The sequence below is a fragment of the Methanosarcina barkeri 3 genome, assembly GCF_000970305.1.
GTDB lineage: Archaea > Halobacteriota > Methanosarcinia > Methanosarcinales > Methanosarcinaceae > Methanosarcina > Methanosarcina barkeri_A.
This window is the reverse complement of record NZ_CP009517.1, coordinates 3,052,421-3,069,819: the sequence shown is the minus strand read 5'-3', so window position 1 is coordinate 3,069,819 and position 17,399 is coordinate 3,052,421. Positions and strand designations below refer to the sequence as shown.

At 39.3% G+C, this 17,399-nt stretch carries 18 protein-coding genes; 11 read left to right on the top strand and 7 right to left on the bottom strand.

The window, feature by feature from the left end; translation table 11 throughout:
• Positions 1-586: 586 nt before the first annotated feature.
• The 4 genes from artA to MSBR3_RS12405 are packed head-to-tail and all read left to right on the top strand — an operon-like array spanning position 587 to position 3,300.
• Positions 587-1,456 (top strand): archaeosortase A, encoded by an 870-nt coding sequence (gene artA / locus MSBR3_RS12420; RefSeq protein ID WP_048108510.1) that lies wholly within the window; start codon positions 587-589, stop codon positions 1,454-1,456.
• 5 nt (positions 1,457-1,461) lie between these two features.
• Positions 1,462-2,085 (top strand): phosphatidylserine decarboxylase, encoded by a 624-nt coding sequence (locus MSBR3_RS12415; protein WP_048108508.1) that lies wholly within the window; start codon positions 1,462-1,464, stop codon positions 2,083-2,085.
• Positions 2,086-2,087: 2 nt separating this feature from the next.
• Entirely contained in the window at positions 2,088-2,879 is a 792-nt protein-coding gene (locus MSBR3_RS12410) for an archaetidylserine synthase (RefSeq protein WP_048108506.1), read from the top strand.
• 52 nt (positions 2,880-2,931) lie between these two features.
• Positions 2,932-3,300, top strand: a complete 369-nt coding sequence (locus MSBR3_RS12405; RefSeq protein WP_048110477.1) for a dihydroneopterin aldolase family protein — start codon at positions 2,932-2,934, stop codon at positions 3,298-3,300.
• Positions 3,301-3,452: 152 nt separating this feature from the next.
• Here the strand turns inward: MSBR3_RS12405 and hisC are convergent, their stop codons facing one another.
• The 4 genes from hisC to MSBR3_RS12385 form a co-directional block, all read right to left on the bottom strand.
• Positions 3,453-4,553, bottom strand: a complete 1,101-nt coding sequence (hisC, locus tag MSBR3_RS12400; protein ID WP_048108504.1) for a histidinol-phosphate transaminase — start codon at positions 4,551-4,553, stop codon at positions 3,453-3,455.
• Complete coding sequence (locus tag MSBR3_RS12395; protein WP_048108501.1) at positions 4,534-5,745, bottom strand: acetylornithine transaminase; 1,212 nt, start codon at positions 5,743-5,745, stop codon at positions 4,534-4,536. The genes hisC and MSBR3_RS12395 overlap by 20 nt, the downstream gene beginning before the upstream one ends.
• A 556-nt stretch (positions 5,746-6,301) precedes the next feature.
• Positions 6,302-7,465, bottom strand: coding sequence for a hypothetical protein (locus MSBR3_RS12390; protein WP_080942295.1), 1,164 nt, complete (start codon positions 7,463-7,465; stop codon positions 6,302-6,304).
• A gap of 324 nt (positions 7,466-7,789) precedes the next feature.
• Entirely contained in the window at positions 7,790-8,272 is a 483-nt protein-coding gene (locus MSBR3_RS12385; RefSeq protein WP_048108499.1) for a PUA domain-containing protein, read from the bottom strand.
• 294 nt (positions 8,273-8,566) lie between these two features.
• On the opposite strand from MSBR3_RS12385, the gene MSBR3_RS21760 reads away from it, so the two are divergent.
• The 3 genes from MSBR3_RS21760 to MSBR3_RS12375 all read left to right on the top strand — a co-directional run bounded on the left by MSBR3_RS21760 (position 8,567) and on the right by MSBR3_RS12375 (position 10,385).
• Positions 8,567-8,656 carry a hypothetical protein gene (locus MSBR3_RS21760; protein ID WP_196296950.1) on the top strand — a complete coding sequence of 30 codons (90 nt, stop codon included), beginning with the start codon at positions 8,567-8,569 and terminating at the stop codon, positions 8,654-8,656.
• Positions 8,628-9,722 (top strand): hypothetical protein, encoded by a 1,095-nt coding sequence (locus MSBR3_RS12380; RefSeq protein WP_048108497.1) that lies wholly within the window; start codon positions 8,628-8,630, stop codon positions 9,720-9,722. Before MSBR3_RS21760 ends, MSBR3_RS12380 begins: the two co-directional genes overlap by 29 nt.
• A gap of 96 nt (positions 9,723-9,818) precedes the next feature.
• Positions 9,819-10,385 carry a hypothetical protein gene (locus MSBR3_RS12375; protein WP_048108496.1) on the top strand — a complete coding sequence of 189 codons (567 nt, stop codon included), beginning with the start codon at positions 9,819-9,821 and terminating at the stop codon, positions 10,383-10,385.
• A 92-nt stretch (positions 10,386-10,477) separates the two neighbouring features.
• On the opposite strand, the gene MSBR3_RS12370 is transcribed toward MSBR3_RS12375, so the two are convergent.
• Positions 10,478-10,786 (bottom strand): DUF1894 domain-containing protein, encoded by a 309-nt coding sequence (locus MSBR3_RS12370; RefSeq protein WP_230627448.1) that lies wholly within the window; start codon positions 10,784-10,786, stop codon positions 10,478-10,480.
• Positions 10,787-11,340: 554 nt separating this feature from the next.
• On the opposite strand from MSBR3_RS12370, the gene MSBR3_RS12365 reads away from it, so the two are divergent.
• Both MSBR3_RS12365 and MSBR3_RS12360 read left to right on the top strand, forming a co-directional pair.
• Positions 11,341-11,799 (top strand): DUF1890 domain-containing protein, encoded by a 459-nt coding sequence (locus tag MSBR3_RS12365; RefSeq protein ID WP_048108495.1) that lies wholly within the window; start codon positions 11,341-11,343, stop codon positions 11,797-11,799.
• Positions 11,796-12,179 (top strand): DUF1894 domain-containing protein, encoded by a 384-nt coding sequence (locus MSBR3_RS12360; RefSeq protein WP_048108494.1) that lies wholly within the window; start codon positions 11,796-11,798, stop codon positions 12,177-12,179. The genes MSBR3_RS12365 and MSBR3_RS12360 overlap by 4 nt, the downstream gene beginning before the upstream one ends.
• Before the next feature lie 266 nt (positions 12,180-12,445).
• Here the strand turns inward: MSBR3_RS12360 and purM are convergent, their stop codons facing one another.
• A complete protein-coding gene (gene purM / locus MSBR3_RS12355; RefSeq protein WP_048110472.1) occupies positions 12,446-13,447 on the bottom strand; it encodes a phosphoribosylformylglycinamidine cyclo-ligase in 1,002 nt (333 codons plus the stop codon).
• Positions 13,448-13,469: 22 nt separating this feature from the next.
• On the bottom strand, positions 13,470-14,888 hold the full coding sequence (locus MSBR3_RS12350; protein ID WP_048110470.1) for an aspartate kinase: 1,419 nt from the start codon (positions 14,886-14,888) through the stop codon (positions 13,470-13,472).
• A gap of 429 nt (positions 14,889-15,317) precedes the next feature.
• Here MSBR3_RS12350 and MSBR3_RS12345 point away from each other — a divergent pair, with 429 nt between their 5' ends.
• A complete protein-coding gene (locus tag MSBR3_RS12345) occupies positions 15,318-16,514 on the top strand; it encodes a cofactor-independent phosphoglycerate mutase (RefSeq protein ID WP_048108493.1) in 1,197 nt (398 codons plus the stop codon).
• Between the two features lie 222 nt (positions 16,515-16,736).
• Positions 16,737-17,201 carry an Hsp20/alpha crystallin family protein gene (locus MSBR3_RS12340; protein ID WP_048108491.1) on the top strand — a complete coding sequence of 155 codons (465 nt, stop codon included), beginning with the start codon at positions 16,737-16,739 and terminating at the stop codon, positions 17,199-17,201.
• Positions 17,202-17,399: the final 198 nt, after the last annotated feature.

The following is a 17,399-nucleotide window of genomic DNA, read 5'->3' as shown; positions in this document are numbered from 1 at the left end:
TCCTTATACGGTTGCTTCTATTAAATGTTTTCCTTTTATCGAAATAAAAATTTTTCATATTTCTTAAATTATTCAATCCCTATATTTTTTATACAAATAAGGACATTTTTGTAAAGTTCTGTTTATAACGTTATTCTTCTATAATAGGAATCTATTATCTTATTTGCAGGCTCAATTACTCGATATCATTATATTGATGTAGGTAACAATTCTACCTCTTCAGCAGTATAAAAAGTAGCAATGGAGGTAATAGTTCTAAATCTCTTCATCAACATAGAAAATAATGATGGAAGTAAATAGTTCTACATCTCTTCATCAACATTGAAAGTAATGATGAGAGATAAGAGTTCTATGTTTCCTAACCAATATGAAAAGTAAAATCCATAAGCTTTGAATTCCTAAATACTAACGATTATAGACGAATTTGACTCATTCAAAATTTATGCAAAAATTTATTAATTATTTTATATAAGTTAACTTGTCACTCTCGGAAACTTCATAACTTGCCTGAGGCTTTCTTAGCTTTCATAAACAAGAATAATATTTAGAACTAAACTTTACCTCTGGCAAAAAAGGTGCGTGAAAAATGATAGAAAGTATACTCTGGCTCGCAGTCGGGTTAATGGTTGCGTCATCCGTCATTCCCAGAACCTTAAGGGTTCGTAAACTTGTTGGAGGGATTGGATGGGGTGTATTTTCCATCCACTGGAGTTATCAGCCTCTCCATTATCTCAAAATTATGGACTATGCCAATGTGCTATTAACAATAGTAGTAGCTCTGTTTTGTCTACTTGTAGCGTATATCATGTTTCTAGAGTACAGAAAAGGTCCTCTAAAGATAAGAAATAATAGAGAAGTACTGCACTCGAAGTTTTCAGCTCAGGATGAGGCTGATTACCTTGACATAACCTCGATGCTTACAAGTGCCAGTGCACTTGGAGCTCTAGTTTATTTCCCATTTGCGAATTTCGCCTTTCTGAACACCTGGATTATAGGAGGTGTTACTTCTCAGGTTCTCTGGATTCTTCATTATTTCGAGATTCCGGCTTATATGAAAGCCTGGAATATGATATCACTTAATGGGTACACAGTGGAAATCATTCTCGCCTGTACGGCAATTGAAAGCATTGCTCTCTTTATGGGGCTTATAGGTGCGGTGAGAGCTCCTCTTAACCGTCTGGCTATGGCTTTTGCCGTGTCAGTGCCCGTGATTTATATACTTAATCTTATAAGGGACATTTTCGTGGTAGTCGCTTATGGAGAGCAATGGTTTGGGGCTGACAGTTTTATAATTGCACATAACTATATCGCAAAGGCGGGTTCAGGTATTGCCCTCTTTGTAATTTCATATGCAGTACTCCGGATTCTCCCCGAGCTGTTCGGAATGATTGATGGCCTCTGGGTCATTCTTTCTATAGAACTGAAATCTCTTCTGCGCAGGTCTGAGGGGGATTAAGGTAAATGCTTGCAAAAGGTTCAGAACCCTGGCTTTTTACAGCTGTGTCTATTACTGCACTATTTGCAGTCCTCTCCAGGGCAATGAACAGCTCCCGTTTAAACTGTATTGCTTATGTAGCAATGGCATTGACTTTTTTTATGGTTCTTTTTTTTAGAGATCCAGAAAGAAAGGTTGAAGTTTCGGACACTTATATGATTTCCCCGGCCGATGGCACTGTCATAGATATTCGAGGCCGGAAAATCTGTATTTTTATGTTTCTCCAGAACGTACATGTAAATAGAGCTCCGATTTCGGGAAAGATTAAGCAAATAACTTACAAAAAAGGTGGATATCTTCCTGCTTACTGGAAAGACTCTGAAAGAAACGAGAGAAATGAATTTATTATTCACAGCAAGTATGGTGACGTTAGTGTCACGCAGATTGCAGGCACAATTGCCAGAAGAATCGTCTCTTATTCTCAAGTAAATGATATAATCGAGCAGGGACAGCGAATTGGAATGATTCGCTTCGGATCAAGGGTTGATGTAACGATCCCTCATGACTTTGAGATCATAGTACGGAAAGGAGAGCGGGTACTTGCAGGCAAAACCATTATAGCAATAATAAAAAATGACAGGGACTTTTGAACATGAACGTATTTCAAATGTTAAGACTCCCGGACCTGGTCTCTCTTTTGAACCTTATCTGCGGAATCAGTTCAATTGCAGTAGCTGCTCAGGCTACAATCCAGGCTGCTATATCTCAAACTACAGCAGCCCATAACGGATTTGTTCTGGCTTTGATCTTACTTCTTATTGCAGCAATTGCAGACGGGGCGGATGGGTACATTGCCAGACGATTTAAAGGAGGAGAACTCGGGGAACAACTTGATTCTCTGGCAGATGCAGTTTCTTTTGGGGTGGCTCCTGCTCTTTTAATATACTTGCAATTCGGGCAAATAAACCCTCTTGTCGGAGATCCAGATCCTCTTGTTGCTGTATTTCCGGTTTTCTACGCTATCTGCGGTGTACTCAGGCTAGCACGTTTCAATTCCATGGCTTCCAGTAAAACCGGATTCGAGGGACTTCCCATAACTGCAGGCTGCGTTATGCTTGTTACATATATGTTATTAAGTGAAGATCTTGTCAAGATAGACTTCCTTCTAGCACTTACCCTTTGTCTGTCTATTCTTATGGTGAGTTCGGTGAATTATCCGAAGATCAGGAACGTCAGGATTCTAGCTTTTGTAGCTTCCATTTTTGGTATAACTATGCTTCTCTATCTGTACAATATCGAATATATGCGAATCTTCTCAATCCTGCCTTTTATCCTGATGTTGATGTACATCTTTTCTCCTTTTTTCAAGGTCCCTCTATTAAGTAATCTGGGTAGTAAGGAATATCGAAATAAAGAATTTAGTGCCAGAAAAGAAAAACAGTAAAACTAACTTGTCCGAGACACTTATTAATGGATTTCCAGAAGGAAGTGATTTTTTGGTTCAAGAAAAAGCAACTGACAGAGATAACGCACTCTTTGAGGCAGGAATAAAACTCGGAGCTCTATATCATCAATTTACGGGTTCCCCTGTAAATTTGAACACGGTTTCAAGCCTTGAACAGGCTATTCAGGAAAGCATTTCAGTCCAGCCCTATGTAGAAGATATCTCGGTAAAAATTGACAGGAATATGTTGAAGGGTAAGTTAAGTAATGAGTTCGGTTATTCTGAACTTCAGGGGCCTATGCTTAAAGTAAAGATTACTGTAAGATACAGCTCTTCAAGGGTAAAAGTCGGAATGGAATACAATCCTGAACTGAATTATCCACTGATGAAAATTCTAGAACTCGAAGAAATAAACGTTTGAAATAAATATTTGAAATAAACGTAAATAAACGTAAACAAATATTTGAAATAAATAGCCTCTAAGATGTGGACTTAGAAAGTAGAATTTAAAACAAATAAAGAATTAAAGTAAAATTGAAAAATAATAATTTGAAAAGTAGAGAACTGAAGCTTTTAAACCTCGTTCTTTACAGCTTCAAAAGTCCTGACAATTATTTCATTTTGTTCCGGAGTCCCGACAGTTACCCTGATAAAATTATCTCCAGCGTCCCGAAAGGAATCACAGGAACGTACAATAATTCCTTTTTTCATGAGGTTCTGTGTAACAACTTTTGCTTTTAAAGGGGCAACATCTACAAGTACGAAATTTGACTGTGAAGGATACACCTTAAAAGGAATTTTTTCTTTAAGGTATTCTCTGCCTTTTCTTGCAAGATCTATGCTCTTTTTACGGTGTTCGGTGTCTGAAAGGGCAGCAACTCCTGCTTTTAAAGCCGGAAGACTTACTGAAAACGGAGTTGCTGCTCTTATGTACTCTTTTGCCAGCCATTCAGGCATGATTCCATAGCCCAGACGAAGACCTGCAAGTCCAAAAACTTTTGAAAAAGTTCTACCCACAACAAGATTATCGTATTCTCTTACAAGCCCTGCAAGGTTCCTGTCCGCAAATTCTACATATGCTTCATCAACGAACACAAGAGCCGTGGTGTTTTCAAGGATTTTCCTCAGATCATTTTCTGGAAGGAGGTTGCCTGAGGGGTTATTTGGTGAGCAGAGAAAGATTATCTTTGTCCTTCCGGATGCGGCTTCCAGGATCTTTTCAGGATCTATTGAGAAATCCTGGTTTCTCCTTACAAAGACCGGTTTTCCTCCACATGCCCTTGCCGGAAGCTCGTAATAGGCAAAAGTAGGAGTTGGAATAATCACTTCGTCTCCTCTTTCAATAACCAGCCTGCAAACCCCGTCAAGTAGTCCGTCCATTCCTGGCCCTGAGGCTATGAGGTTTGAAACCGGAAAACCTGTGTATTTCGAGAGAGCTTCTCTGAGTTCGATCGCGTCTGCTGAGGGATAAATATTTGCATAGGAAGCTACGTTTACCAGGGCCTGAATAGCCTTTGGAGAAGGTCCTAGTGGGTTTTCGTTTGAGCCGAGTTTGATAATTGAAGTCGGTTCAAGACCGTAGGCAGAAACGATTTCTTCAATAGATTTCCCTGGAACGTACTCTGCGATATCAAAGATCTCTTTTTTTATCAATTCAGGCCTGCTCAAGAACATCAACTACCGTATCAATCTGATCTTTTGTAATTACAAGTGGAGGAACCAGACGGAGCACCGAGTCAGATGTGCAATTTACGAGTACTCCATATTCCCTTGCAAAATCAACGAACTCGCTGCATGGATGGTTTATCTCAATCCCTATCATTAGCCCTTTTCCACGGACTTCTACGACATCTTCCCTTTCCATATTTTTGAGCTTTCCCATAAAATAAGCCCCGTTATCTTTTGAGCGTTTAAGGAGTCCTTCTTCCCTAATTACCTCAATCGAAGCAAGTGCAGCTGCACAGGCAAGTGGCCCGCCTCCGAAAGTAGAAGCATGCTGTCCACGCTCAAAGCTTAGTCCGTCCCTCGCTGCGATAGCGCCCATCGGAAAACCTCCACCGATTGCTTTTGCCATGCTCATGATATCGGGTTCCACGCCAAACTGGTCTTTACAGAACCATGTGCCTGTCCTTCCAAAGCCTGTCTGCACCTCATCAAAGATAAGGAAAGTTCCAGTTTCGTCACAGATTTCCCTGACTTCTTTGAGGTACTCGGGATTAGGGATATTAACTCCACCTTCTCCCTGAATGGGCTCAAGAATCACAGCTGCCGTGTTTCCCGAAATAGCCTGCCTGACAGCATCAGCATTGGAGTAAGGGACAAAAGTAGTCTCGGAACTCACAGGAGGCATGAAAGGGTCCCTGTATATGCTCTTGTGGGTTACACTGAGTGCTCCTATAGTCCTGCCGTGGAAGGAGTGTTCAGCAGCTACAAAGGCACTTTTCCCGGAAGCCATGCGGGCCAGTTTCATTGCAGCCTCCATAGCCTCAGCCCCTGAGTTACAGAAAAAAACACGTTCCATTCCTGTAACCGAGACAAGGGCTTCTGCAAGTTCAGCCTGAATCTCTGTGTAATAAAGGTTAGAGACGTGCAGCAGCTTCTCAGCCTGAGCCTGGATTGCCCTGATTACAGCTGGGTGGCAGTGCCCAACATTGTTTACTGCAATCCCTGCTACACAGTCAATATACTCCTTTCCGTAAATATCCCGGACAACCGCCCCCTTTCCTTCTGAAAGTACAAGGGGCTGACGCCCATAAGTCTGCATTACATATTTTGAATCTTTTTCTATAACTGAATCGTATTTTGCCTGTAAATTCTCAGGCTCTGTAACCTGTAGATTTTCAGGCCCTATAAAATTCTCTGTCAATTGGATCCCTTCATGAAACTTGTTCCTTTTAACTGGTCGGAAAGTTCAACGAGTAAAGTCTGGAGTATTTCAAATTTAATTCCAAGTATTTTGAATTTAATTCCAGGTATTTTGAATTTAATTCCAGGTATTTTGAATTTAATTCCCGGTAATTTGAGTTTAATTCCAGGTATTTTGAATTTAATTTATAATATTTTTGAGTCATATCTAAATTTGGAGACTGAATAACTCAAAATGAATGTATTATTAAGATATTAAGATTTTTGAGTGCATTTTTCTTTGAGATTTCAAAAAGTTTACAGTTAATTATCAGAGTCGAGTTCTGTTCTGCTATCTCCAAAACTTAGATAGCTCCTTGATCCCTATGAATGTTACTGATCCTTCTCAAAAAAAGAAATTTTTTTCTTCAATTCTTTCTCCATGAAGCATTAGTTAACTTATGGATAAGGTTTGCTATATCCTGGACTAAAATTCAGAACAGGAGTCGGCAAATTTTGGTTTTTTTTGGGTATCAAAGGCATGCAAAAGGACTCAAGCCGGAGTAATTACTCTCAAATTACTCTCCGGACTTCTGTTCTTTTCTGTAAGTCCTGGCTCCTGTGAAGCGTGTGGTTCTTTCTAAGGCCCGTGTTCTGGCAGTTCTTCTTTTTCTACCAGGCACAAAAATATTCCTGACTTTGGCATTCAGATCGAGAGGTAAACCAATTTCTATCAAATTCAGAGGTTTTACGGTTTCACCCTGAGGCCCATTCCTGGTTTCATCCTTTGGTTCATTTTCGGGCAACTCATGAGTTTCGCTCATAATTAATTTCCCTAAAGCATTGACCTCTGCGAGAACAGGCATTTCTGCAGCGTCTCTTAAGAACGATACTCCTGAAGGGGCTTTTATTGTACCATCTACTCTCGCGTTTTCAAGCAGTAAGACCGAGTTGGATTTTATTCCTCCGAAAACTCGACTGTTCCTGCCAATCTGTACATCTCCTTTTGAATAGAGATTGCCATAGACAGTGTTATTTTCCCCAATGAAGATTTTGTCTTCTGAGTAAATGCTTCCCTTTAGAGTCAGTTTTTCACCTGTAGTGACAGCCTGCGCCCTAATATTTCCTGTTAACAGGCAGTTGTTTCCTATAACGGTTTCACCATCAACCTCAATAGTGTCATGGGAAAGCTTTGAGCCGGCTGGTATGATCAGCACTTTTTCAGCGGGTTCTTTTCCTTCAAAGCTCTGTATGTCCTCAGAATCATCAAAAAGTTCTTCTACGGCTTTTTCAATTTCCTCGCCTTTCCCGAGGCGCATCATTTCCTTTATGTAAAGAAATAAAAAAATTATTACAGGGATCGGATTCCTTACTACTATCCATCCCTTGGCTTCGAATCCTCCCCTGATTTTAACTTCTTTTCCTACGTCCAGGTCTCCCTGTACAAGCAGTTTCCCGTCAATGGTTACAAATTCTCCCAGGTAGGCGTTTCCTCCAACCTCTACTCTGTTCCCCAGTTTTGACCACATGTCAATCCTGATATCATTACTTGCTTCAATATCCCCTGAGACGGCCACCCCTTCTCCCATTATAACAGTATCGCCTATCAGACTGTATTCAATACTAGAGTGATTGCCGACAATAACGTCTCCCTCAACTGTAATTATGTTTGCTTCAATTCTGGTGTTATCTGGAACCAGGAAGTATTTTAGAATCTCTTCTGACTCTGAAATATTGCTCACTCTCCGGGAAACTGCTATTTTTGGCTCTATTTCTTAAAACTTTATTTTTTGATCTTTTATTTTTGATCTTTCATTCAAAAATTACTATCTATAATATATTCTTATTCATTTTATCTTTCACTATAAGAATATTTGAGCAATATAAGTAGCGTTTTATATCATATTTAACTATATGTTAATTTGTGTAAAATTTTAAAAATTGGGGTATCTATTATTGAAATTTAACATGCTTTCTCTTTTTCGATGTCTCTTTTTATCTCCATAAGTTTTAAGAATTTCTAGGTTCACTTTTCTTTTTCTAGATTTATTTTTCTTTTTCTAGGTTCACTTTTCTTTTTTTGAAGCTACTCCTACTCTTATATCCACGGCTGCTCCACTGTTAAAAGCCAGGATCTCTGCAGGAGATAGAAGCAGTTGTCCTGTTGCGAGCAGTCTGTCAGTTTCATCTGTCACCAGTACTTCTTCTCCGGCCCTCAGTTCTGGATCAATTTCAACTACATGTTTTATAAAAGCAGTTTTACCTTTCTCTACAAAAGGAGCAGCTTCTTCTGAGACAATGACTCTGAGCTTCTTTTCTGGTAAAAGCTTGTGAACGATGGAAGCTCCTTCAATACTGAGGGTAAAAAAACCATCCTTTGCTCTTGCTGTAGCTATACGCTTTCCAGAGTTTAAGACTTGGCGTACTCTTTTTGTTCTGGATAACTGGAATGTTGAGCCTTCAGGAAAAAGCTCTTTTCCAATGCCTTTCCCAAACTGGTAGTCTGCTATCATGCGGACTCTGGCAAGTCTTTCGGTGTCATAATTCATAGAAGTACGTAATATATGCAGACCTTAAAGCCGTTCCGGTTATCTGGATTTTTCGGGAATGTACTTCTATATCTTTTAATTTATTACATATTATATATTTTTAGTTAATTATCCCGATATCTCGGTTTTAATTCTTTTTCTCTTTATTTTGACTTTTCCTTCGAATGAAATTGTTTTTTTCAACTAACTGTTACATTTTATTTGTTTTCTCATTGATTTTTTCATTCTTCATTCTAGCAAAAATATTAAGAAGTAGAAGCGACAATCTATTATTGGGTTTACGAAAATGGAAATATGCATATATCAAGAACTTTGAGCTGCTTACAGTCTCAAAAAGGCAAGAGAGGGAATCCGCTTGATAGTCCGAAAAAATATCTCTATTGATCAATGTTACGTGGATAAATTAAAACCCTTTCTGGAAAAAAATAATGGAAACTTAAGTGCGGCAATAAGGAATGCTATCGAAACTGCCTCTCTCGCTCTAGCTGGAAGAACTGATGAAAATGGAGAAAAAGCTTCAAGTAATGTCTCACAAAATGCAGAGTTTCGTAACGGGTTGATTGAAAACGAGGAATTCCTTCTTGTTCATCATACTCTACTTGAATGGCTTATTAATAACACTTCCGGGTTACTGATTGACGAATCAACTATATATGAGATAATTAACCCTTATAAAATTAAGGAAATCCCTGAGCTTGTCAATTATATAAATTCGCTCAATGAAAAAATGGGCTGGAAAATTAAGGTTGATGCGGAGTGCAGTCAGGGTCCAGAGCCGGAAACTGCAAGTCTTACCCTCTTAAATGGAAATTCCTGCTTCAGGGAAGTTATGGCTCACAGCCTGGCTCTTTATCTGGCAAAACAAATGAAGCTGGATGTTCAGGGTTTATTCTGCAAATCAAACGTAACAAAAATCTACTTCAAAAGGTTCGAATTTCTTGAGTTTCAAAAAGTTCCTAAAGGGTTTGAGGAACATTTTGGTTGTATGGAAAGTACTTTCCAGGAAATTCAAAAAAAGCCGGAATTCTGGAAGAATCTTATCAAGACCCACAGGCAGCAGAATTACCAGCGGCTTAGCATGCAAAGAAAGACTTTCGAAGCTTTTGTTTCAGGAGATCTTCCGTCCATAGCTGAATTGAGAAGAAATTTTGAGTTGATTACAGGCAAGCCCCCTGTGGCTTTTACTCTTGCTGAGCATATAATTATTTTTAAAGAAATTTATCTCACGGACAGAATAGGAAGTGATATAGAAATCTGCACGGAAAAAAACAGGGAATATGTGAAACTGATTCACGATTACTCTGACAGAAAAGTATGCGAGTCTATTACAAAATATTATTCTAATGTTTTCAAGTCAATTAACCACTCTTTTAAAGTCACCACTAGCCCTCATATGATTCTGTTTGAGTTTGGAAAAAACCTTGTTTCATCCAATACTTGTTCAGAATAATGAATCTCGAACACTGACATTGACCCCTACTTTCTTTATTCTCTAACATTCAGTAAGATAGATAAATTCATATGTGGGATTCTCCTATCCTTTTTTATGAGTGACGTAATTTTGCTCTGGGACTGCCCTCTTCTCTTTGAAAAACTGTTTGTGGAATATGAGCTTGAATGTACTCGTGCTCTCTCAACGTCCCTTGGTACTCCTTATCTTCCTGCCTGCAAGGTTCTGATTTTGCCGACAGGTTTTGCAAATAAACAGTATACAAAAACAGGTGTAGGACTTAAACACGGTCAACGCTCCCTTGAAAAATTTGTGACAAAAGGTGGGACTCTTCTTGTTTTCAGTCCTCTTGTTCCGCAATACGAATATGAGTGGCTTCCTTTTTCTCTGAAATATGTAATGGAAGAAAACTCATGCACGCCTCAGCCTGTAGGTAAGCACGAAGCTCAGAAACTTGTAGAAAATATTTGTCCTCCTGTCGGATGTGACGGTTACTTCGCGGAAACCGACGCTGATGTGGTATTAACTGATGACAGGGGCAGACCTATAATGGTCGTAAAAGAAATTGGAGAAGGTATGGTCGTTGCAACCACAATACATGAGCTCCCTTCAGCCGGATTCTTTGAGTGCAGGGTTGCATGTACAAAAAAGGTAAAAGCCTGAAAAAAGAAGAATTAAAGCAAAAAATCGGAGATAAGCAGAAAGAAAATTTTTAGGGAAAAGTAAACAGCTACAGGCATAATTACTTTTATTCTTCATTTAATCTTTTTTACATTTTTGTCTTTTTTGTACAGGTCCTTTAGTTTCTTTATTTCTTCTGTCTCATTTTTCAGTTTGATTACAAAGAAACCGAAACAGGGTTTTGTGAGCTGAAATACAATATCGCTCCCTGAAAAGCCTACAGGAGCAGTTGTACCAAGCAAGAGGATACTTTTTACTTTATACCCACCAGGTACTAGATATACTTCTTCAGAACATTCCTTTATATAACCCTCGCATTCCTTAAGAGTTGCGTTTTTCAGGAGAATCTCATACCTGTATTCTCTTAAGCACGCCATTTTCATACCTTTCATATTTTTCTTTTATCAGCTCCAGAGTATTCGAATAACTGTCAATCCCGTCTAAAAACCGTTAACCTCTTAATCAACTGCCAATTAAATTTATAAATTAAAATATGAGGAAATAATATATTATATATTTCATTCTGAAAAAATAGCAGAAGGCTCTATATAATCATTTGATTTAATCCTGATATTTATTATATTCTCATGTTCTCTTTGTCTGGTATACAGGCACTGGATAAATATTTAACTTCGGTACAATAATTTGGCCTCAAAATTAAATAGTTTTAAGTCTGGTACCTATAACTAATATATAATTATTGACAAAATAAGAATAATTAAGTTATACTTAAAAAATTGAAACCTGGCCACATAGAAGGCACCTTGAGTCCAATATTCTGAAGTCGATACTCTGAATCTAATATTTTGGATTCTTCTGGATTCAAACATTTTCTGGTTTCAAGAATTTCCATAAAATTTTATTGTAAAAATTGAAGTTCAGAATTTTGTACTTATGCCCAATTCTTATAGATAAAACATCTAAGAGATGAAATATTATGACCGGTGTAAAAGTGCTCCTCATGCTAGGATGTCCCGAGGTCCCAATCCAAACCAGCATTGCCTTGTATCTTTCCCATAAGCTGAATAAATCAGGATTTGATGTAACTGTTGCTGGGAATGATGCCGTAATCAAACTTTTAAAGGTTTCTGATTTCGACGGTTATTATGTAAAAAGAATGGTTAATCTCGATAAAACTCTGGAAGATGTTATTGAAAAAAGATTAGATTTCGATATATGCTTTGCTTTTATGCATAACGACTCCGGAATGACTTTTGCAGCAACGATGAGCGCCATTTCTCAGGCTAAAATGTACTCTGTAATTTTTGGTAGGAACGCTGAGGCTCTAGAAGAAGCTATCGAGTTCGACTGCGTAAAAATAGTCGCAAAAGATGTTCATAATCCCACTCGGCTTAAGAACAAGCTGGATAAAGTGATGGAGGAGATCGTCAAATGAGCTGTATTGAGCAAATGAAGTACACAATCCACCTGCAAAAGACAAGCTTCAAGGAGGCCAGAGAGTATATTGAGAAAAATTCGGACGAAGTTTACTACGTATCTCCCGGATATAAAATCTTCAAAGATTATTATATAATAGGAATACCACCCATTGCGATGGGGGCAAAAGGTAGTGCTCTGATTTTTCCTTATACAAAACCGTGCCATGGAAGCTTTGTCCTGAGCATAGATAATGAGGATAGCATAAAAGAGATTGATAGGCTTAGAGAGACGGGTAAAGGAAAGATAACAACTTCAGTGAAGGAAAGTAAAAAAAGTAAATCGCCTGAACGTTCCGGAGCACCTTTGGCCAGCTATGGGGATATGTGGAAGAAATAAAATCTGATAACTTAGTATGAAAAGGTTAAGGAAAAACCTCTACGTTAAGGAAGAGAGAATCTCAACACTGAAAATCTTAATACAACGAAAGAAAAGATTTTCAACATAGGGGAAGAAAATTTAATCTCCCTCTAAATTGATTTTTAAGGTCAAATCCTTACCTTTCATAGAGTCCTTCATAGAACCCGTTATAGATTCTTTTATAGAATTCTTTACAGATCCTTTTAGAGAATCTTTTGTGAGTTCTTTTATAAAATCTTGTGTGTTTACTCTATTACCAGGTCTTTTACCCTGATGCCACTTTCTACTATCTTTCCTACAATTTTTCCACCGGTAATTTCTGCAGCTTTTGCAGCGTCTTTTTCCGGCAAGATAACAAGAAAGCCCATACCCATATTGAAGGTTCTGTACATCTCAAGATCTTCGACTCCCCCTTCTTTCTGCAAAAACTTGAAGATTTCCTGAGGTTCAAGGGGATCGTAAAAGTCAAAACCGAGTTTTGTCACTCTTCTAAGTTTCAAAAGTCCGCTACCTGTTATATGGGCAAGTCCATGCACTTCACATGCCTTTAGCACATCAAGAATTTCAATATAAATTCTTGTTGGAGTTAGGAGATCGTCTCCGATCGTTTTTGAACTGTCATAGGGACAGGGATCGTGATAAGAATATTTTGATTTCTCAATGATTTTCCTTACAAGAGTATAGCCGTTACTGTGCACGCCTGTACTTGGGACACCTACAATCACGTCGCCTACCCTTACTTTTTCTCCCTCGACAATCTGGTCTTTTCTGACAATTCCAAGGCAGGTACCTGCAAGGTCAAAACCCTTAATTATCTCAGGGAGGGTTGCGGTTTCTCCACCGACAATTGACATTCTGGATATTTCCGCGCCCTTTACCAGCCCTTCTCCGATCTGGGCAGCAAAGCCTTCTTCGTGCTTTTCAAGGGCAAGATAATCTACAAAGGCTACAGGCTCGGCTCCTATGGCCAGAAGGTCATTTACATTCATTGCGATACAGTCTATGCCTACGGTGTTCCACCGCTGCATTTCGTTTGCAATAAGAACTTTTGAGCCTACCCCGTCCGTTGTCAGGGCAAGGGCATATTCTCCGAAGTCCAGAAGCCCTGCATAATGGCCTATTCCTGTAAGGGGAGCTCCTATACCTTTTCGAACGTAGCTGAGTTTCTCAATAAGGGTTTTGACGGTTTTTTCTTCTTTTTTGATATCTACGCCTGAATCTGCGTATGTTAAGTGCTTTTCGCTCATCTTTTGCCCCTCCCTGCTTGTTTTATAGCTGTTTTTTAATTCCGTTTCCATTGTATAGTTCGAATTCATCATGCAGGGTTTTGACTGTAGCAAATGCGTCATCTTCCCGCACTACGAAAGAGATATTGTACTGGGATGAGCCCTGGCTGATCATGATAATATTAATCATCGAGTTTCCAAGCGCTCCAAAGACCCGTTTTGCCACGCCTGGAGTTCCTGCCATACCTGCACCTACTACTGCAACTACGCAGACATTTTTGTCTGAAGTTATTTCTTTTACGATTTCGTGGTCGAACTCTTCATGCAGGGCTTTTAATGCAGTTTCCACATGTGACTCACTGATCACAAATGAAATGTTGGATTCGGAAGAGCCCTGGCTGATCATAATAACATTAACTCTTGCTTTTGCAAGCGTTGTGAAGAGCCTTGCTACAGTCCCAATGGCTCCTACCATTTCAGCCCCTGAGATGTTGATGAGAGCCACATTTTTAATCAGGCTTACGGCTTTTACAACATTCTTGCACTGGAACTTTTCCGCAACTACAAGTGTACCAGGTAACTCTGGCTCAAAAGTATTCTTGACACGCACAGGAATGTGTTCACGCATAGCAGGCTCAATCGTGCGTGGGTGCAACACGTTTGCCCCGAAGTACGAGAGCTCCATGGCTTCGGCATAAGAGATTTGCGGGATAGTTTTTGCCTCAGGCACTATTCTCGGGTCGGTAGTCATGATACCGTTTACTTCTTTCCAGAGCCATATCTCATCGGCTTTCAAAGCTGCACCCAGGATAGAAGCTGAGAAGTCAGACCCACTCCTTCCAAGAGTGGTAATAATTCCCTCCTCATTTTCTCCGATAAATCCCGTAACTACAAGAACCTGTGACTCAAGCCTGCATTCAAGTCTCTTTTTAACAAGGTCGTAAGTTTTCTCCAGAGGCCTGGCGTTTCCATAATCCGATGATGTTATAATCCCTGCTTCTCCACCTGTGAACTCAGTTGAGTCGATTCCAAGTGAACGGATAGCTCCTGACACAACAGGAGCAGCCAGGCGCTCTCCATAAGAGCAAATGTAGTCAATTGACCTTGGAGTAAGCTCACCAAGATAACAAATTCCGATCAGGGCTTTTTCGAGCTCGTCAATGCGGAGGTCAAGAGTCTGGATAACTTCTGTTGCGACTGTTGGATCATCAATGGCTTCCTTTACGGCCTCATGATGTTTGTTTGTAATTTCTGTTTTAAACTCTTTCACAAGGGCAACTTTGCCTTTTGTCGAGGCAAGGAGTGCATTTTCCAGAAGCTCATCGGTTACTCCACCGAGCGCTGAGGTTACTACCACGATCTGATTGCCTTCTTCACGGTATCCCTTCAGAAGCTCGGCAACATGACGGATTTTTTTTCCGTCACCTACGGAAGTTCCTCCAAATTTCATTACGATTTTCATGATCGGATCACGTTTTGTCATTAACTGGTTATTTTCACACCGTTTACTTAAACTGTTTATTATGATTTTAGTTATCCTCACTAATTATTCGAGTTAGAGTGAATAATTCTCCAGGATTTCTCAAATTAGAGTGAATAATTCTCCAGAATTTCTGCAAATTTGTAGATTGAATAATATGTTTTTTTTGTAGAGAAAGCTATATATCGGCTCTTTTGCCACTTTATATGTTTTATGCTGAGAGCCTGTTCTGTATAGGATATTGGTACTATATTATAACGTTTGTGTAAAATGGATCAGAAATTAATCTTCGCATCAACAGGAAAACTTGCTGGCAAATGCCCGATAAATCTAAGTAATTGGTATCTGGTAGAAAATATTATATTTAATTCCCGAGATGAAAGACTAAGATAGTTGGAAAGAGATGAAGCAATGAAATACGCTGTACTTATAGGAGACGGAATGGCTGATTACCCAATAGAAAAACTGGGTGGAAAAACCATTCTCCAGGCAGCTCGAACCCCTGCTATGGATTATATCGCAGCCCATGGAAATACAGGACTTGCAAAAACCATACCTGATGGACTTCCCGCTGGAAGTGATGTCGCAAATATGTCTATTCTCGGGTACGATCCTGCAGTATATTACTCTGGTAGGGCTCCTCTGGAGGCTGCCAGTATGGGGGTCGCTCTTGCACCCGATGATGTAGCTTTCAGATGTAATCTTGTGACTATTGAACAAGGGAGAATAAAAGATTACAGCGCAGGGCATATCAGTAGTGAAGAAGCTGAGATTCTCATCGAAACTCTTGACACGGAACTCAGTAATGAAGAGCTGAGGTTTTATCCGGGAATCAGCTATAGGCACCTTCTCGTCGCCAGAAATAACCTGGGAGCTGAAACAGAGTGCACTCCCCCACACGATATTACCGGAAAGAAAATTGAGGAATATCTGCCCGAAGGAAAGGACGGAGATTTCTTTTCCGACATGATCAAAAAATCTATGATTATTCTTGAACTGCATCCAGTTAATCTGAAAAGAATTGAAGAGGGTAAGAATCCCGCAAATTCAATCTGGGTCTGGGGTCAGGGATATGCTCCGAAATTTACACCATTTCAAGAACTCTACGGGAAAGCCGGAGCAGTTATTTCGGCAGTCGACCTTCTGAAAGGCATTGGAATTTATGCAGGACTGGATGTAATTGAAGTTCCTGGAGCAACCGGCTATCTCGATACCAATTATGAAGGCAAAGCCAATGCTGCGATTGAAGTCCTGAAAACCAGGGATCTTGTTTTTGTCCATGTGGAAGCTCCGGATGAAGCCGGACATGAAGGAAGTATTGATAAAAAGTTAAGAGCTGTCGAAGATTTCGATAGTCGAATTGTAGCACCTATTCTTAAGCATGCCAAGGCTTCAGAGGAACCTTTCACAATTCTTGTACTTCCTGATCATCCAACTCCGATTTCCTTAAAAACTCACGTTCCTGATCCCATTCCTTTTGCAGTCTACAGGACTGACAAAAAGGATTCTGATGGTGCAGAGACTTTTGATGAAGAATCGGTTAAAAAAGGTTCTTTTGGACTTGTAAAAGCTTCGGAACTTGTAGGAATACTTGTAAAGGCTAAATAACTTCTTTTTCTCTTTTCCTTTTAATTCTTCTATTTATTCAACATCCTAATTTCCGGAAGATCCTCTGCTCTCGATTTTTGGAAATTTTTTCTTTTACATTCTAACTCTTTTTTGTACTAAGTTTTTGTGAAATTGCTCAGGAAAACATATATATCCTTTCTCAATATATTCAGAATAGCACATAAATCTGTGTTATCTTTTAACTTAAGGGGGTATTTTCGTATGAGATGGCCTATGAGAAGATCATTTTCAGGACCTGCACGTTGGGATCCTTTTGAAGAAATAAGAAGGACACAAGAGCGCCTCAATCAGTTGTTTGAAGACTTTATGCCGATGGAAGAATGGGGTGGTGGAAAGGTATACACTCCTGCTATCGACATTAAGGACGAAGACGACAAGCTTGTAGTCACTACCGACCTGCCGGGTATTAATAAAGAGGATGTTCAGATTAACCTTAAAGAAGACATGCTTGAGATCAGTGCAAAGACCAGGAAGGAAAAAGAGACTGAGGAAGAAGAGGGATACCTGCGCCGGGAGAGAGCATATACTCAATTTTACAGGGCGGTCCGTTTGCCTGCTAGCGTTAAGGAAGAAGGAAGCACTGCAAAAATAGAAAACGGTGTTCTGACAATAACGCTTCCGAAAATGCAAATGGAAGAGTCGACAAAGAAAATAGCTATCGAGTAAGCTTTACTAAATTAAAAGACAACATCAAATTTAATTTTCAGACTGCGAAATAAAACTGCAGCCTGTCTTTTTTGAATACTTCACTTTACAATCTTTCTTTTTTGACTTTTCCCACACATTCCCGAATTTATTCCAAATCAAATTTTTATTTTAAACCTTTATTCGAATTTAAGCCTTATATTCGAATTTAAGCCTTAT

Bases quoted from the DNA above. Each gene is read 5' to 3' on its own strand.
- MSBR3_RS21760 (WP_196296950.1), top strand. From the start codon at position 8,567: ATGCATATATCAAGAACTTTGAGCTGCTTACAGTCTCAAAAAGGCAAG.
- MSBR3_RS12360 (WP_048108494.1), top strand. From the start codon at position 11,796: ATGAGCTGTATTGAGCAAATGAAGTACACAATCCACCTGCAAAAGACA.
- MSBR3_RS12410 (WP_048108506.1), top strand. From the start codon at position 2,088: ATGAACGTATTTCAAATGTTAAGACTCCCGGACCTGGTCTCTCTTTTG.
- MSBR3_RS12345 (WP_048108493.1), top strand. From the start codon at position 15,318: ATGAAATACGCTGTACTTATAGGAGACGGAATGGCTGATTACCCAATA.
- purM (WP_048110472.1), bottom strand. From the start codon at position 13,447: ATGAGCGAAAAGCACTTAACATACGCAGATTCAGGCGTAGATATCAAA.
- hisC (WP_048108504.1), bottom strand. From the start codon at position 4,553: ATGTTCTTGAGCAGGCCTGAATTGATAAAAAAAGAGATCTTTGATATC.
- MSBR3_RS12385 (WP_048108499.1), bottom strand. From the start codon at position 8,272: ATGAATTATGACACCGAAAGACTTGCCAGAGTCCGCATGATAGCAGAC.
- MSBR3_RS12375 (WP_048108496.1), top strand. From the start codon at position 9,819: ATGAGTGACGTAATTTTGCTCTGGGACTGCCCTCTTCTCTTTGAAAAA.
- MSBR3_RS12415 (WP_048108508.1), top strand. From the start codon at position 1,462: ATGCTTGCAAAAGGTTCAGAACCCTGGCTTTTTACAGCTGTGTCTATT.
- MSBR3_RS12340 (WP_048108491.1), top strand. From the start codon at position 16,737: ATGAGATGGCCTATGAGAAGATCATTTTCAGGACCTGCACGTTGGGAT.
- MSBR3_RS12365 (WP_048108495.1), top strand. From the start codon at position 11,341: ATGACCGGTGTAAAAGTGCTCCTCATGCTAGGATGTCCCGAGGTCCCA.
- MSBR3_RS12350 (WP_048110470.1), bottom strand. From the start codon at position 14,888: ATGAAAATCGTAATGAAATTTGGAGGAACTTCCGTAGGTGACGGAAAA.
- artA (WP_048108510.1), top strand. From the start codon at position 587: ATGATAGAAAGTATACTCTGGCTCGCAGTCGGGTTAATGGTTGCGTCA.
- MSBR3_RS12370 (WP_230627448.1), bottom strand. From the start codon at position 10,786: ATGAAAATGGCGTGCTTAAGAGAATACAGGTATGAGATTCTCCTGAAA.